This is a genomic window from Brevundimonas sp. (assembly GCF_036677305.1).
GTDB lineage: Bacteria > Pseudomonadota > Alphaproteobacteria > Caulobacterales > Caulobacteraceae > Brevundimonas.
This window is the reverse complement of record NZ_JAKFEB010000189.1, coordinates 1-14,415: the sequence shown is the minus strand read 5'-3', so window position 1 is coordinate 14,415 and position 14,415 is coordinate 1. Positions and strand designations below refer to the sequence as shown.

Sequence of the window (14,415 nt, the reverse complement as noted above, 5' to 3'; positions counted from 1 at the left end):
GGCCCGAACAGGGCCGGCGGCCGGCACGCGCGTGGAAAACGACGACGCGGGGCGGTCTGTCTCGTCGAAACGGTAACTCTGCAACAGCACCGGGCGAGGCCCGGTCGCCCCGCGCCCTCCCCAACCTTCTACGGTTCGCCGTTCGAGGCGATCAATGCTGCCCGCTCAATCGGCGAGGAGACCTGGATGATCCGTAAACGCCGCGTCCAGCCCGTACCCCGTGAACCGCGCCAGCCGCTCCCGCAGCCGCCCGCGCCCCGCTGGCGCATCGCCGACCCGGTCGTCCTCCGGCAGGAAGGCGTTCTCCGCCCGGAAGGTCCAGCCGGCGACCTTCAGCCCGGCCGCATGGGCGTCGGCGATCAGGGCGGTCGGGGCGCCGGGCGCAGGCTCGATCAGGGCCGTATCGGCGCCGATCCAGTCGGCGTATGCGGCGACTGCGGCCAGACCCTCGGGCGCGGTCATGGCGGCGTAGCTCAGCGCCGGCCGATCGAACGGCCCGCCGAACGCGGCGACCAGCTGCAGCAGGGGCGTGGCGACCCGGGCGCGCAGACGCTGCAGCGCCCCGACCTCGAAACACTGGACCAGCGCGGGCGCATCCCGGCCCGTCAGCCCCCGGCGCTCCAGCACGCCGACGAAGGCCTCCTCCATCGGCAGGCCCAGGGCGGCGAAATACGACGGATGCTTCAGCTCCGGCGCGACGCCGACGCCCGCCCCGGCGGCGATATCCAGCACCGCCTCGAAGGTCAGGATCGCCTCCTGGTCGAAGGCGCCGTTGGCGGGCCGCAGCTCGGGCAGACGCTCCCGCGCCCGCAGGGTCTTCAGCTCGGCCAGGGTGAAGTCCTCGGCGAACCAGCCCTCGACGGGCCAGCCGTCGACCGTCTTCGACGTGCGGCGGGCGGCGAACTCCGGCCGGGCGGCGACATCGGTCGTGCTGCCGATCTCGTTCTCGTGGCGCACGATCAGGACGCCGTCGCGGCTCATCACCAGATCGGGCTCGATGAAATCCGCGCCCTGCCGGATCGCCAGCTCATACGCCGCCCGGGTGTGCTCCGGCCGTTCGCCCGAGGCCCCGCGATGCGCAATGATCAGGGGCCGGGTCAGCCGTCAGGCTCCCAGGATCCAGCCTTCTTCCTGCTCGACGCGCGCGATCAGGGCCTCGTCCGCGCCCTTGGGCGGGGCGAAGGCGGCGGACAGGGCGCCGGTCTCGTCCAGTCTGGCGAAATGCTCGGCCGTGACGCGGACCTGGGCCTGATCCTTGAACTCGCCGGGGTTGGGCTTGGCGTCGAACATGGACGGATAGACCTCGACCACCAGCGCCGACAGCGGCTCGACGTCGGCCGTGTCCAGCGCGCGCCAGCCCGTGCCGAACGGCCAGACGGCGCCCGAGGGGCCGAGGCTTTCCAGCAGGCGGCGCACGGCGGGAATGCCGACCAGCGTCTGGCCGCCGACGGCGCCAGCGCCATGCATCTGCCAGACCGACTTGGGCTGCAGCTTCCCCTTGCGGACCGCGTCCTGCGTCGCCCGGTATTCCGGGATGTCGGCGCCCGCGCCCGCGGGCGGCTTGGTCGTGGTCAGCCAGCGCTGCGCCTGATTGGCGGGCGCGCCCCACAGGGGCCAGGCCTCGTCGGTCATCAGCCGGTTCATCTTGGCGGCGACCTGATAGCGGTTGTTGGTGTTGTCGGCCTTGTCGACCACGTTGGAGGCGATGAATTTCCACATCGCCGACCAGGCGGGCGCACCCGTCAGCTTCAGCCGCGCGGCGGTGCCGGCGGGATAGCCGAAGTTGAAGTCGAACCCGACCAGCACCCGGTCGCCGCGCTTGCGGTGTTCGGCCAGCAGCGAGGCCAGCAGCTTCTCGCCCTCGGCGCGCGTGGCGACGTTGTGGGTCTCGGTATAGAGGCGGAAGCGCACGTCGCGCTTGGCCACGCCCAGCCACACCGAGCCGTCGCCCAGCTTCTTGCCCTCGGCGGCCGTCCAGTCGGCGATGATGTAGGCGTCGAACAGCCGGGCCACGGGAGCATCCTTGGGTACGCGAAACAGAAGGGGCGCTTCTAGCCCTCCTCCTGATCGGCGACTACCCCTTCAGCAGAGCTTCCAGATGCGACAGCCAGCGCCGGCCGAGGCGCAGGGCCTCGCCGGGAGAGCCCGTCTGCACGGGCAGGGTGGCGTCCCACAGGGCCAGTTCGAACTCCGGATGACGGGCGTCCGCGAACAAAAGCCGCAGGGTCACCTGCTCGGCCTCGGGGGCGAGAACGTCCAGCGCCTTGCGCGCCTCGCCCCGGCGGACGCGGGCCACGACATGGCCGTCGACGATGATCTCGCCGCCCTCGATCTCCTCGAAGGCATAGACCAGACCCGAGCCGCCGCGATTCCACAGCACCGCCACCTGGGCCCCGTCGAAGTCGAGGCCGGCGGCGCGGCCCTCGGCGGGCGACAGGGCCTCGGCCTCGGGCACGGCGCCCAGCGACTTCAGCAGGGCCCGTTTCATGCGGCGCACGGGCTCCATCCACCAGGCAAGCACGAGCGCAGCGGTGGTCAGCGCCGCGGCCATCAGCGCAACGAGCAGGATGACCCGAAGCGCGTCGGCCACGGCCTAGTCCTCCAGCTCGACGACGACGGGGACGTGGTCGGAGGGCTTATCCATGTCGCGGGCGTCCCGGTGGGTCTCGATGCCCACGAAGCGATCGGCCGCCTGCGGCGACAGCAGGTGGAAGTCGATGCGGATGCCGTGATCGCGCTGCCAGGCGCCCGCCTGATAGTCCCAGAAGGTGTATGTCCCGGGCGGTTGCTTGCCGAGTTCGCCCGCCTCGGACAGGCCGAGATGGTTCAGGGCGCGGAAGGCGGCGCGGCTCTCGGGCTGGAACAGGGCGTCATTGACCCAGGCGGAGGGATTCTTCGCATCGTCCGGCGTAGGGATGACGTTGTAGTCGCCGCACAGGGTGAAGGCTTCCTCCTGCGCCAGAAGGTCCTTCGCATGGGCCTGAAGCCGCTCCATCCAGGCCAGCTTGTAGGCAAATTTCTCGGTCCCGATCGGATTGCCGTTGGGCAGGTAGATGCAGCCCATGCGCACCGGGCGGGGGGCCTCGATCACGGCCTCGATGTAGCGGGCCTGTTCGAACTCGGCCTCGAAGCCCGAGGCGTCGACGCCGGGCAGACCGCGCCGCACGTCGCTGAGCGGATATTTCGAGAGCAGGGCGACGCCGTTGTAGGTCTTCTGCCCGTTGGTCTCGACATTGTAGCCGAGGCTCTCGAAGGCCTCGCGCGGGAATTTCTCGTCCAGGCATTTGATCTCCTGGAAGCCGACCACGTCGGGCTGTGCGGCCTCCAGCCAGGCCAGCACCGTCGGCAGGCGGGCGTTGACCGAGTTCACGTTCCAGGTGGCGATGCGCATGACGCCATGAGTACGGCGTGTCGGCCCGGTCTGTGAAGCGGGATCGTGAAAACGAAAACGCCCCGGGGCGCGAACCCCGGGGCGTCGTCTTCGTCAGAGGCGGGCCGAACCTATTCGGTCGGCGCGGGAGCGGCGGCCGGAGCCGGCGTCAGGGTGCAGCCGTTGCCGATGCGTTGGGCCGTGGCGCAGGGATAGATCTGCTCGGTCACGCCGGCGGTGCTGACGCGGGCGATATAGCCTTCGCCCTCGGCGGCGCATTTGGCTTCGTAGAAGCGACCATTGGGATTGGATCCCATCAGGCGGACCTGGGCGACGTCGCAGGCCGCGGCGTCCGTGCCGGCCAGTTTGGGCTCGAAGCCGTCAGCCTGTTCCTGGGCGGTGGTGAACCGGCAGGTTCCGCCGACCGAGACGATCTGGAGGCAGTCCTGCAGCTTCCAGCCGGTCGCGACCTTTTCCAGCCAGTAGCCGTCGACGCCGGTGCAGCCGACTTCATAGACGATGTTGTTCTCGCTGCTCTTGCCGATGGCGACGGCCTCGTCGACCGTGCAGGCCACGCCTGCTTCGCGGGCCCAGCCGCCGATGACGGCCAGTCCGTTCTGGTTGGCGGGCAGGACGCACTGCTGGCCCACGTCGGCCGCGGGATCGCGCAGCCGGGCCGTATAGGCGGTGCCGGCCAGTTCGAGGCAGTCGAAATTCTGGGGCGGCGTCGACGCGATCAGGATGTAGCCCGGGCCGGAGGCGCAGGCCGCTTCATAGATCTTGATCTGTTCGGCGGTCACGCCCGGATTGACGGCCTCGGTGACCTGACAGGTCAGGCCGGCGGCCGTGGCCTGGGCCTGGGCTTCGGCGCGGATCTGTTCCGGCGTGGCGGCGGCGGCCGCGGCGGCCTGGCGCTCGCGTTGACTGTTCGCGCGCTCCTGGCGGCGCCCTTCGGCCGTATTGCGGTTCATGCGCGAACCGCTGGTGTCGCGCGTCACGGACGTGGGGTTGGGGTCGGTGGCGCTGCCGGGCGCGCTGGAGCCGGCGCCCCCGAACGGAGGGGCCGTCTGGGCCGCGGCGGGCTGGACGACGGCGAGGACAAGCGCGCAGGCGGCGCCCATCAGGGGAAGCATCTTTTTGTCGAACACGGGGGAGGCTCCAAGGGGACAATCGTCGTCACCCTTGGCCGCCACCTGTGGCGGGGTCAAGGCGACACGGACAGCGCGCCTCGCCCGCGGCCTGGAGCCGGGGCGAGGAGGCTCTGTCACAAGGCGGTCAGCCGGCCGAGGACTGATCCCGGCGCGCGGAGAAGCGGCAGGTTTCCCCGCTGGCCACGATCTGGGCGCAGCGTTGCAGCACCCAGCCTTCCCCGGCCTTTTCGAGCCAGTAGCCATCGGCGTCGGCGCAGCCGATCTCATAGATGGGATTGCTCCCGACGCTCCTGCCGACGAGGACGGCCCGGTCGACCTGGCAGCTGACGCCGGCCTCGCGCGCCCAGCCGCCGATCAGGGGCAGACTGTTCTGGTTGGACGGAAGTTCGCACAGCTGGCCCACCTCGGCGGCCGGGTTGTCGAGACGCGCGAGCGCGGCGGAGCCTTCCAGCTCGAAGCAACCGAAGGATTGCGCCGGAGTCGACGCGATCAGGAGGTAGCCCTGCCCCTCGGCGCAGGCGGCCTCGTAGATCGGCGCCTCATTGGCATCCACGCCCGGGTGCGAGGCGGCGGTCACCTGGCAGTCCAGACCGGCCGCGGACGCGACCGACTGGGCGGCTGCGCGGATCTGGGCCGGATTGTTCGTGATCGGAGCGATCGCCTCGCCACGCAGGGCCCGACGCCGTCTTTCGGCCTGGCGGCGTTCCTCTTCTCTCTGGCGGTGCAGGCGGGAGCCGCTGGTGTTGTCCCGCGTGATGGCGGTGTTCGCGGGCGCGTCGACCAGGCTCCCGGGAGGAACATTGGGAGCCCATTCGCCGGATCCCACGCCGGCCCCCGCTCCGAGGACGCCCTTCTGGGCGGCTGCCGGCTCGGCGGCGAGAAGAAAGGCGCAGGCGCCGATCAGCAGGACGAGCATCTTTTGGTTGAGCACGTTGAACCTCCCTCCAGTGGTTTTTCCAGACCGATACCCTTTGCGCTTGTCGGAGCCCGGTCAAGTCCCAACGCCGGGCGGGCTGGACGAGCGCCTCGGCTTTGGCCAATCTACGGATTGAGTTTTGATTGGAGACGGACTTGGCCGACGGCGTGAATCCGGCGAACGACCTGGCGGCGCGAGACGCGCGCGGCCTGACCTATCCGTATCCGGTTCCGCCCGGGTCCGGCGAGGCCGTCGCCGTCGCGCCGGGCGTGTTGTGGATGCAGCTGTCGATGCCGATCGCCCTGAACCATATCAACGTCTACGCGGTCGAGGACGGCGATGGCTGGGCCCTGATCGACACCGGGCTGAACATCCCGGATTCGCGCGAGCGCTGGGACGCCCTGCTGGCGGGCCCGCTCGGAGGACGGCCGGTGACGCGGGTCATCTGCACCCACATGCATCCCGACCACATCGGCCTGGCGGGATGGCTGTGCCAGCGGTTCGGCGTCGGCCTGACCATGACGCGGCTCGAATACGTCACCGGCCGGATGCTGCTGGCCGATACGGGCCAGCCCGCGCCGGAAGCGGGCGCGGTCCACTATCGCGCCGCGGGATGGGACGAGGCGCAGGTCGAGACGTATCGCCGCGAATACGGTCAGTTCGGCCGGGCCGTGTCGCCGCTCCCATCGGGCTACACGCGGATGCGCGAGGGCGACCGGATCCGCATCGGCGGTCAGGACTGGCGCGTGGTCGTGGGCGAGGGGCACAGCCCGGAGCACGCCTGCCTGTGGCGCGAGGCGGACGGGGTGGTGCTGGGCGGCGACCAGATCCTGCCGAAGATATCCTCGAACGTGTCCGTCTGGCCGACCGAGCCGGAGGCGGACCCGCTGGGCGACTGGCTGGCGTCTCTGGAGCGGATGAAGACGGTGTTCCCGGACGACGTGCTGGTGCTGCCGTCGCATGGCGAGCCGTTCCGGGGCGTGCAGGCGCGGCTGGACGCCCTGATCCGCGGCCATATGACGGCGCTGAAACGGCTGGAGAAGACGCTGCGAGAGCCGAAACGCGCCGTCGACGTCTTCGGCGCCCTGTTCGCGCGGCCCGTCGGCGACGGCGTGCGGGGCATGGCGACGGGCGAGGCGCTGGCGCATCTGAACTATCTGCTGCAACGCGGCCGGGTCAGCCGGACGCGGGACGCCGACGGCGTCGACTGGTGGACCATGATCAACGAGGGAGAGGCGGCGTGACCGACCACATTCGCACCGAGCTGGCGGGCGGCGTTCTGACCGTGACCCTGTCGCGGCCCGAGAAGAAGAACGCCATTACCCAGGCCATGTACGCCGCCCTGTCCGACGCCACGGAGCGTGCGCGGACGGACGACGCTGTCCGCGTGCTGATGTTCCGCGGCGACGGCGACAGCTTCTCGGCCGGCAACGACATCGCCGACTTCATCGCCATCGGATCGCAGACGGGCGAGCCGCTGGACATGTCGGTGTTCCGCTTCCTGAAGGCGCTGGCCGAGCTGGACAAGCCCGCGGTGGCGGCGGTGCGGGGCCGGGCGGTGGGCATCGGCCTGACCCTGCTGCTGCATTGCGACATGGTGGTGGTGGCCGAGGACGCCCTGCTGTCGGCGCCCTTCATCAATCTGGCGCTGGCGCCGGAGGCCGCCTCCTCGCTGCTTCTGCCGGCGGTGCTGGGCCATCAGCGGGCGTTCGAGATCTTCGCTTTGGGCGAGCCGATCGACGGGCGGACGGCCCTGGCCTGGGGTCTGGCCAACCGGGCCGTCCCGGCCGATCAGGTCGAGGCCGTGGCTGCGGAACTGGCCGGCAAGCTGGCGACGCGCGCGCCGAACTCGATTCGCAAGACCAAGGCGCTGATGCGGGATTCCGAACGTCTCTGGGCCCTGATGCAGCGCGAGGGCGAGGCCTTCGGCAGCCAGATGAAGAGCCCCGAGGCGATGGAGGCCTTCATGGCCTTCAGCCAGAAGCGCGCCCCGGATTTCTCGAAAGCCGGTTGATTCGGCGGGGCGAGGGCCGTAGTTGCGCCGCCTGATGTTCGACGCTCCGCCAAAGCCCGCCCCTGTGCGCATCGAAGCCGAGACGCCCGCCGACGCCGCGGCGGTCGAGGGGCTGGTTCTGGCCGCCTTCGGTCCGGGCCGGTTCGCCAAGACGGCGGAACGCCTGCGCGAGCGCGCCGGCGTGGCCGCAGCCTTCGTGGCGCGCGACGAGGGAAAGGTCATCGGCTCGGTGCGCCTGTGGCGGATCACGGTCGGCGAAACGCCGGCCCTGTTTCTGGGCCCCATCGCCGTGGCCCGGGACAGCCGAAAAGCCGGGCTGGGCGCCGATCTGGTGCAGGCCTGTGTCGATCACGCCGCCCGGGTCGGGGACGACATCCTGCTGGTCGGCGACATGGGCTATTTTGAACGTTTCGGTTTTGCGGTCGCGCCCGGCGTACAGCTGCCGGGGCCGGTGGACCGCGCGCGCGTGCTGTGGCGCGGCGAGGGTTCGCCCACGGGTCCGGTGCGCCCCGTCCGATAGAAGGGGTTTGCCGCCGTCGCTCCGACGCCTAAGTCTGGACCATGGGTTCCACCGCCGACAACAGGACCGGTCTGGCCGGAGTCGCCGAGGCGGCGAAACAGGCGCCGGGCCGGGGCCTGCCCCCTGTGCATCTCTGGCATCCGGCGCATTGCGGCGCGATCGACATCGTCATCCGGCGCGACGGCGTGTGGATGCATGAGGGTTCGCCCATCGGCCGGGCCGAGCTGGTGCGGCTCTTCTCGACCGTTCTGCGCAAGGATAACGACGGCTATGTGCTGGTCACGCCGGGCGAGAAGCTGTCGATCACGGTCGAAGACCTCCCGTTCCTGGCGGTGACCGTGGCGCGGCGCGGCGAGGCCCTGGTCTTCACCACCGACGTCGGCGACGAGGCCGAGGCCGGGCCCGAACACCCCATCGTCGTGGAAACCGATCCGCGGACGGGCGAGCCCTCGCCGTCGGTGCGGGTGCGCGCCGACCTGTGGGCGCGGATCGCGCGGCCGGTCTTCTATGAACTGGTCGAGATGGCGGACGTCGAGGACGGGCGGCTGACGGTGCGTTCGAACGGCGCGGCCTTCGCCCTGGGTCCCGTCGGGGCGGGCGTGGAATGAGCCTGTCGACCCTGCGCGCGCGGCTGATCGAACGGCTGGAGCCGGCCGCGAACTGGCTGCCGGACGCCGCGGCCACACGCTCCGACTTCGATCTGAACCCCGGGACGGCCCGACCGGAACGGACGCTGCGTCCGGCCGCGGTGCTGATCCCGGTCATCGCCGGGCCGGAGGGGGCGACGGTGCTGCTGACCCGCCGCGCCGACAGCCTGGCCAGCCATACCGGCCAGATCGCCTTCCCGGGCGGACGGCTGGACCCGGGCGAAACGGCCGTCGAGGCCGCGCTGCGCGAGGCGATGGAGGAGGTGGCGCTGGACCCGGCCAAGGTCGAGGTTCTGGGCGTCGGCGACGCCTATGAGACGGGCACGGGATTCCTGATCACGCCGGTGATCGGATGGCTCAATGACCCTCCCGAAACCACGCCCGCTCCGGAAGAGGTGGCGGAGGTGTTCGAGGTCCCCTGGGACTTCCTGATGGACATCGCCAACCACCGGCGCGACGCCTGGGACCGCGAGGGCCAGCCGCGCCGCTGGTACTGGGCCATGCCCTATGGCGAGCGCTACATCTGGGGCGTGACGGCGGGGGTCATCCGCTCGCTTCACACCCGGCTGTATGGTCTTGAAGATGCGCCCGAAGCGGCGGCGGCGGAGGATGCGGCATGAGCATCCGGCTGACGGACCAGCCCTGGCTGACGGCCTCGTCCACCCGGGCGGTGATGGCGGCGCTGGAAGCGGCGGGCGGCCCGGGCTGCGCCCGGTTCGTCGGCGGCTGCGTGCGCAACGCCCTGATCGGGGCGCCGGTCGACGACATCGACATCGCCACGACGCTGAAGCCGGAAGAAACCGACAAGGCGATCCGCGCCGCCGGGCTGAAGGCCGTGCCGACCGGCATGGCGCACGGCACGGTGACGGCGGTGAGCCAGCGGACGCCGTTCGAGATCACGACCCTGCGCCGCGACGTCTCCACCGACGGGCGCAACGCCACCGTGGCCTTCACGGACGACTGGGCCGAGGACGCGGCGCGACGGGATTTCCGGCTCAACGCCCTCTATGCCGACGGCGAAGGTCAGGTGTTCGATCCGACCGGTCATGGCGTTGCGGACGCCGAGGCGGGGCGGATCGTTTTCGTCGGCGATCCCGAGACGCGGATTACCGAGGACTATCTGCGTATCCTGCGCTTCTTCCGCTTCTTCGCCTGGTACGGGCGCGGCGAGCCGGATACGGCGGCGCTGGTTGCGTGCCGCAAGCTGGCGCCGGGGATGAGCCGGCTGTCGGCCGAGCGGGTGTCGAAGGAGCTCATGAAGCTGCTGACCGCGCCCGATCCGCGCCCGGCCATGAAGGCCATGGGCGAGGCCGGGGTGCTGGAACAGCTGCTGCCGGAAGCGTCGCTGACCCTGTTCGATGCGGTGGTCGGCGCGTCGGAGGATCCGGTGCTGCGGCTGATGGCGCTGTTTCCGGCGGAGGAGGCCGTGGTCCGGCAGGTTTCGACCCGGCTCCGGTTCGCCAACGCCACGCGGGACCGGCTGGTCGGATCGGCGCTGGCGGACGGGGTTGTCGGCCTGTCAATGAGCGACGCCGCGGCGCGGGCCGCCGTCTATCGCCACGGGGCCCGGGCCGTCTCTGACGCCCTGCACCGGCGCTGGGCCGAGACGCCCGGACGCGGCGACGACGCGCGCCGTCTGATCGGTCTGGTTCGGGACTGGACCCCGCCGCGTCTGCCCGTCGGGGGGCGTCAGGTCGCAAAGCTGGGCGTCGAACCTGGACCGGAGACCGGGCGGCTGCTCAAGGCGTTCGAGGAAGGCTGGATCGCCGACGACTTCCCTGCCGATGGCCACGCCGAACGGCTGGCCGCCCTGGTCAATCCGCCGCGAGGGTGACTTCGGTCACCACAGGACGATGGTCCGACCCCGTGGGGCGCCCCAGCCGGCGGCTGACGAAGGCGAGGTCGGGCGAGCGGTAGACATGATCGATGGCCACGCCGAACATCGACGGCGCAGCGCCGGGCCAGGTGCCCGGGAACCCCGGGGCGGGGACAAGGCCGATGTCGCGCCGGATCTGGCGGCCGATGCGGGCGCTGGACACGCTGTTGAAGTCGCCGGTGACGACCACCGGGCCGGTCAGGTCCGAGACGACGTCGTCCAGCGCCATGGTCTGGCTGATCTGGCCCCACTGCTCCTGAAACGGCCATGGGCGGGTCAGATGGACGCCCAGCACGTTCAGCGGCCCCAGCGGGGTCCGGACCGTGGCCCCGACCGCATGCAGGCCGTCGGGCCGGTCGCGGATCTCCGTCAACGGCCAGCGCGAGGCGATGACGGATCGCGCGGCGCCGCTGGGGCGGTCGATGCGCGGGGTGGCGATCCGGTGGGGGTGGCGGGCGAGCACCTGTTCCAGCCGCGCGGCCGGGGCATCGCCCAGTTCGACCAGCACCACGATGTCGGCGTCGGCCGCGACGATGGAGGCCTCGATCGCCTCCACATCGGTGTTGAGGGCCCAGAGATTGGCGGAATACAGCCGCACGACGGGCGCGCCGGGCCGGGGCGTCGCCGCGGCCGGAAACCATTGCGGCGCCACGGCCAGGGCGAGGGCCAGGGTAGCGGCCAATCCGGTCAGGGCCGCCGCCTTCATGCGGGCGGCGACCAGCGCAATGGTCACGAGAGCGGTCAGGATCAGCACCGGCGCCGTGAACTGGAACAGGACGTCGACCCACCGATGACCGACGCCTGACAGCGCCAGCAGCCCCAGCGCCAAGGGGGCGAGGAGGGCCAGTTGCAGCAGCGTTCCGATCCGCCGTCCCCGCGCCCACGGATCGCCCGGGCGCGGTCCTTGCCTTTCACGGTGAACGGGGTTCGTCATGGCGCGTTACGGTCTCGCTTAACTGGAGAGGGGCAGGCATGGCCAGACGGTCCGTCGCGGATATCGAGAAGATCTGGTCCAATGTCGAGGGCGTCAAGAAACTGTCTGACCGGGCCGTGGGCATAGGCCCGTTCGGCGTCGGACTGGACGGTCTGCTGACCTGGATTCCCGTGGTGGGCACAGTCTACAGCGTGGGCGCGGCCGGGTGGCTGCTGCTTCAGGCGGCCCAGGCGAGAGCGACGCCGGGAACGCTGATGCGGATGGTCGGCTATCTGGGGCTGGACAGCGCCACGAGCGCGGTCGGCGAGGTTCCCCTGGTGGGTCTCGCCGGGGACGCGATCGACTTCTTCTTTCCCGGACACCTGATGGCGGCCAAGGCGCTGCAGAAGGATATCGAGAGCACCCACTGGGTCGAGGCGAACGAGCGCGAGGCGCGGGCCTCGGGCGAACACGACCGGCACGTCGCCGACATGCGCCGGAACCCGAAGCTTCGCCGGATCGTCTATCTCCATGACTGAGCGCTTGACGAAGACGGGCAGGGCCCGCCAGTTACCACCCATGGTCTGCCGGACGCCCGTATGAGTTCCATCCTTACCCGCGATGAACTGGCGATGGCCCTCGGCCAGGCCGGGCAGGGCGACCGGGCCGCCTTCCGCCAGGTCTATGAAGCGACCTCCGCGAAGCTATTGGGGGTGACCCTGCGTATCTTGGCCGACCGACAGCTGGCCGAGGACGTCTTGCAGGACACCTATCTGACCGTGTGGAGAAAGGCCGGGAGCTTCGATGCGTCCCGCGCGAGCCCGATCACATGGCTGGTGACCATCGCCCGCAACCGGGCGATCGACCGGCTGAGGTCGGGCGCGTCGATGCGCCGGTCCACCCCCATCGACGACGCCTTCGACGTGGCCGACGACGGACCCTCTCCGGCCCAGGCGCTGGAGGCCGGCGACGACGTGCGCCGTCTGAACGACTGCCTCGCAGAACTGGACGACCGCACGGGCGGCGCCATCCGCACCGCCTTTATCGAGGGCGTGACCTATGATGCGCTGGCCTCGCGTGAGAATGTGCCGCTGGGAACGATGAAGAGCTGGATCCGCCGGGGGCTGATGCGGCTGAGAGCGTGTCTGGAATCATGACCGATCCGACCGACACCGACGGCATGGACGAGAACGAGGCCCTGGCCGGCGAGCTGGCGCTGCGCGTCCTGTCGCCCGGGGAAGAGGCCGCGGCCCGGGCGCGGGAGGCCGCCGATCCGGCTTTCGCGGCCGAGGTCGAGACCTGGAACGAGCGGCTGGCCGGGATGGCCGACGAAATCGCGCCCGTGACGCCGTCGCCATATGTCTGGCCGCGGGTCGAGGCGGGCCTGCCGCCGGTCGCCGCCAACGACAATCGCCGGCTGGCCTTCTGGCGCACCTGGGCGGTCGGCTCGACGGGTCTGCTGGCCGCCAGCCTGGTCGCGGTGGTGGTGCTGCTGGCCCAGCCGTCGCCGGTCCCGCCCGCGCCGGCGCCCGAAGCGCCCGTGGCCGTGACCCGGGTGGCGACCCTGACGCTCGAGAACGGCCACGCGGCCATGACCATCGCCTACGACCCGGTCAGCGGCGAGCTGTATCTGGCGCCGACGACCGAGATGGCCGGGGATACGCGCGTGCCGCACCTGTGGCTGGTCATGCCCGAGGGCGGCGTCCAGCTGGTCGGCGCGATCGACGGCTCGGCGACCTCGCGGCACAACCTCGGCCGCGCGCTTTCCGGCAAGGCCGGACAGGCCAGGGCGGTGGCTGTCTCCATGGAGACGCCGGGCCATACGCCGGCGCCGGACAAGCCCGACGGTCCCGTCGTGGCCTCGGGCGAACTTCAGCGTCTCTGACCGCATCCGGACGCGGCGACGCCGCGTAGCTGCCTCTGACGAGTCCGTTGCGGGCGTGCGCAAGCGCTCCCGCCTGGTCCTGACAGCCAACGGGCACGTCAGGCGGGGAGGCCGTCCAGCCCTTCCATCCACGGCTTCCCCGCTACCCTTTCGCTGCGAACCAGACGAGTTGCGAAAGTCATGTCGCTGATTTCCCGAACGGTTTTCGTTTGAGCAGCGTCATCTTCGAGCCGCAGGAAGCAACGCCCCCACACTGATCTCCGACATCCCGAGCGGAGAGAGAGTGATGAGCGACGACCACAGCGCCCGGCTGGAGCTGCCCTATCTGGCGGCCGGGCAGATGCAGAAACATGTGACCCTGAACGAGGCCCTGACCCGGCTGGACGCCCTGGTCCAGACGGCGGTGGTCAGCCGGACCGTGACGGTCCAGCCGGTCTCTCCGACGGACGGCGCCCTGTGGATCCTGCCCGCCGGCGCGACCGGTGCGGACTGGGGCGCGCGGACCGAGGGAACGCTGGTGCGGGCCGAGGGCGGCGGGTGGAGCGCGGTCGCGGCGCCGGACGGGCTGGTGGTTCTGGTCGTCGACGCGGCCGAGCTGGTGGTGCGGCACTGGGACGGCTGGGTCCCGCTGGGGCGGCGGCTGGGCGAGATCCATGACCTGGACCGGCTCGGGATCGGCGCCGCGGCCGACAGCTGGAACCCCTTCCTCGCCAGGCTCAACAACGCCCTGTGGACCGCGCGGGAGGCGGCGTACGGCGGCACCGGCGACCTGCGGCTGACGCTGAACAAGGAGACGGCGGACGATGTCCTGTCGCTGGTGTTCCAGAGCGGATACGGCGGCCGGGCCGAGCTTGGGCTGGTCGGCGACGACGACCTGAGGCTGAAGGTCAGCGCGGACGGATCGGACTGGCGCGAGGTTCTTGCGGTCGAGCGGGGGACGGGCCGGGCGCTGTTCGCCCAGGGCGCCGCGCGGCGTTCGGCGACGGCCTTCAACGCCTCGGGAACCTGGACGCCGCCCGCCTGGGCCCGAACCGTCGAGGCGGTGGCTGTGGGCGGGGGAGGCGGCGGCGGAAGCGGCGCGTTCGGCGCCTCGGGCGCGCGGCCGGGCGGCGGCGGGGGCGGC

17 protein-coding genes are annotated in these 14,415 nt (G+C 71.1%); 10 read left to right on the top strand and 7 right to left on the bottom strand.

Going from position 1 to position 14,415, the window contains the following annotated elements; all coding sequences use genetic code 11:
- Positions 1-165: 165 nt before the first annotated feature.
- The 6 genes from V6M42_RS11260 to V6M42_RS11235 form a co-directional block, all read right to left on the bottom strand.
- Positions 166-1,101, bottom strand: coding sequence for a glycerophosphodiester phosphodiesterase family protein (locus V6M42_RS11260; protein ID WP_332678536.1), 936 nt, complete (start codon positions 1,099-1,101; stop codon positions 166-168).
- A gap of 3 nt (positions 1,102-1,104) precedes the next feature.
- Positions 1,105-2,013 (bottom strand): cobalamin biosynthesis protein CbiG, encoded by a 909-nt coding sequence (locus V6M42_RS11255; RefSeq protein WP_332678535.1) that lies wholly within the window; start codon positions 2,011-2,013, stop codon positions 1,105-1,107.
- Between the two features lie 61 nt (positions 2,014-2,074).
- Complete coding sequence (locus tag V6M42_RS11250; protein ID WP_332660778.1) at positions 2,075-2,590, bottom strand: hypothetical protein; 516 nt, start codon at positions 2,588-2,590, stop codon at positions 2,075-2,077.
- Positions 2,591-2,593: 3 nt separating this feature from the next.
- Positions 2,594-3,391: an exodeoxyribonuclease III gene (gene xth / locus V6M42_RS11245; protein WP_332678534.1), complete on the bottom strand. Its 798-nt coding sequence runs from the start codon at positions 3,389-3,391 to the stop codon at positions 2,594-2,596.
- A 110-nt stretch (positions 3,392-3,501) separates the two neighbouring features.
- Positions 3,502-4,518, bottom strand: coding sequence for a hypothetical protein (locus V6M42_RS11240; protein WP_332678533.1), 1,017 nt, complete (start codon positions 4,516-4,518; stop codon positions 3,502-3,504).
- Between the two features lie 127 nt (positions 4,519-4,645).
- Complete coding sequence (locus V6M42_RS11235) at positions 4,646-5,452, bottom strand: hypothetical protein (protein WP_332660775.1); 807 nt, start codon at positions 5,450-5,452, stop codon at positions 4,646-4,648.
- Positions 5,453-5,592: 140 nt separating this feature from the next.
- Between V6M42_RS11235 and V6M42_RS11230 the strand changes: the two genes are divergently transcribed.
- The 6 genes from V6M42_RS11230 (at position 5,593) to V6M42_RS11205 (ending at position 10,452) form a co-directional block, all read left to right on the top strand.
- A complete protein-coding gene (locus V6M42_RS11230; protein ID WP_332678532.1) occupies positions 5,593-6,681 on the top strand; it encodes an MBL fold metallo-hydrolase in 1,089 nt (362 codons plus the stop codon).
- Positions 6,678-7,451: an enoyl-CoA hydratase gene (locus V6M42_RS11225; RefSeq protein WP_332678531.1), complete on the top strand. Its 774-nt coding sequence runs from the start codon at positions 6,678-6,680 to the stop codon at positions 7,449-7,451. Before V6M42_RS11230 ends, V6M42_RS11225 begins: the two co-directional genes overlap by 4 nt.
- A 64-nt stretch (positions 7,452-7,515) precedes the next feature.
- Complete coding sequence (locus tag V6M42_RS11220) at positions 7,516-7,971, top strand: GNAT family N-acetyltransferase (RefSeq protein WP_332678530.1); 456 nt, start codon at positions 7,516-7,518, stop codon at positions 7,969-7,971.
- Between the two features lie 41 nt (positions 7,972-8,012).
- The gene (locus V6M42_RS11215; RefSeq protein WP_332678529.1) at positions 8,013-8,579 is read left to right on the top strand and encodes a DUF1285 domain-containing protein; all 567 of its coding nucleotides are present in this window, start codon (positions 8,013-8,015) and stop codon (positions 8,577-8,579) included.
- Positions 8,576-9,238 carry a CoA pyrophosphatase gene (locus V6M42_RS11210; RefSeq protein ID WP_332678528.1) on the top strand — a complete coding sequence of 221 codons (663 nt, stop codon included), beginning with the start codon at positions 8,576-8,578 and terminating at the stop codon, positions 9,236-9,238. Before V6M42_RS11215 ends, V6M42_RS11210 begins: the two co-directional genes overlap by 4 nt.
- Complete coding sequence (locus tag V6M42_RS11205; RefSeq protein WP_332678527.1) at positions 9,235-10,452, top strand: CCA tRNA nucleotidyltransferase; 1,218 nt, start codon at positions 9,235-9,237, stop codon at positions 10,450-10,452. The genes V6M42_RS11210 and V6M42_RS11205 overlap by 4 nt, the downstream gene beginning before the upstream one ends.
- On the opposite strand, the gene V6M42_RS11200 is transcribed toward V6M42_RS11205, so the two are convergent.
- On the bottom strand, positions 10,433-11,428 hold the full coding sequence (locus V6M42_RS11200; protein ID WP_332678526.1) for an endonuclease/exonuclease/phosphatase family protein: 996 nt from the start codon (positions 11,426-11,428) through the stop codon (positions 10,433-10,435). The genes V6M42_RS11205 and V6M42_RS11200 overlap by 20 nt on opposite strands.
- Before the next feature lie 38 nt (positions 11,429-11,466).
- Here V6M42_RS11200 and V6M42_RS11195 point away from each other — a divergent pair, with 38 nt between their 5' ends.
- The 4 genes from V6M42_RS11195 to V6M42_RS11180 all read left to right on the top strand — a co-directional run.
- Entirely contained in the window at positions 11,467-11,946 is a 480-nt protein-coding gene (locus tag V6M42_RS11195) for a DUF4112 domain-containing protein (protein WP_332660764.1), read from the top strand.
- Positions 11,947-12,006: 60 nt separating this feature from the next.
- Positions 12,007-12,564 (top strand): sigma-70 family RNA polymerase sigma factor, encoded by a 558-nt coding sequence (locus tag V6M42_RS11190; RefSeq protein WP_332660763.1) that lies wholly within the window; start codon positions 12,007-12,009, stop codon positions 12,562-12,564.
- Positions 12,561-13,292, top strand: coding sequence for an anti-sigma factor (locus tag V6M42_RS11185; protein WP_332678525.1), 732 nt, complete (start codon positions 12,561-12,563; stop codon positions 13,290-13,292). The genes V6M42_RS11190 and V6M42_RS11185 overlap by 4 nt, the downstream gene beginning before the upstream one ends.
- A gap of 286 nt (positions 13,293-13,578) precedes the next feature.
- A partial coding sequence (locus tag V6M42_RS11180; protein WP_332678524.1) for a DUF2793 domain-containing protein occupies positions 13,579-14,415 on the top strand: 837 nt, incomplete at its 3' end.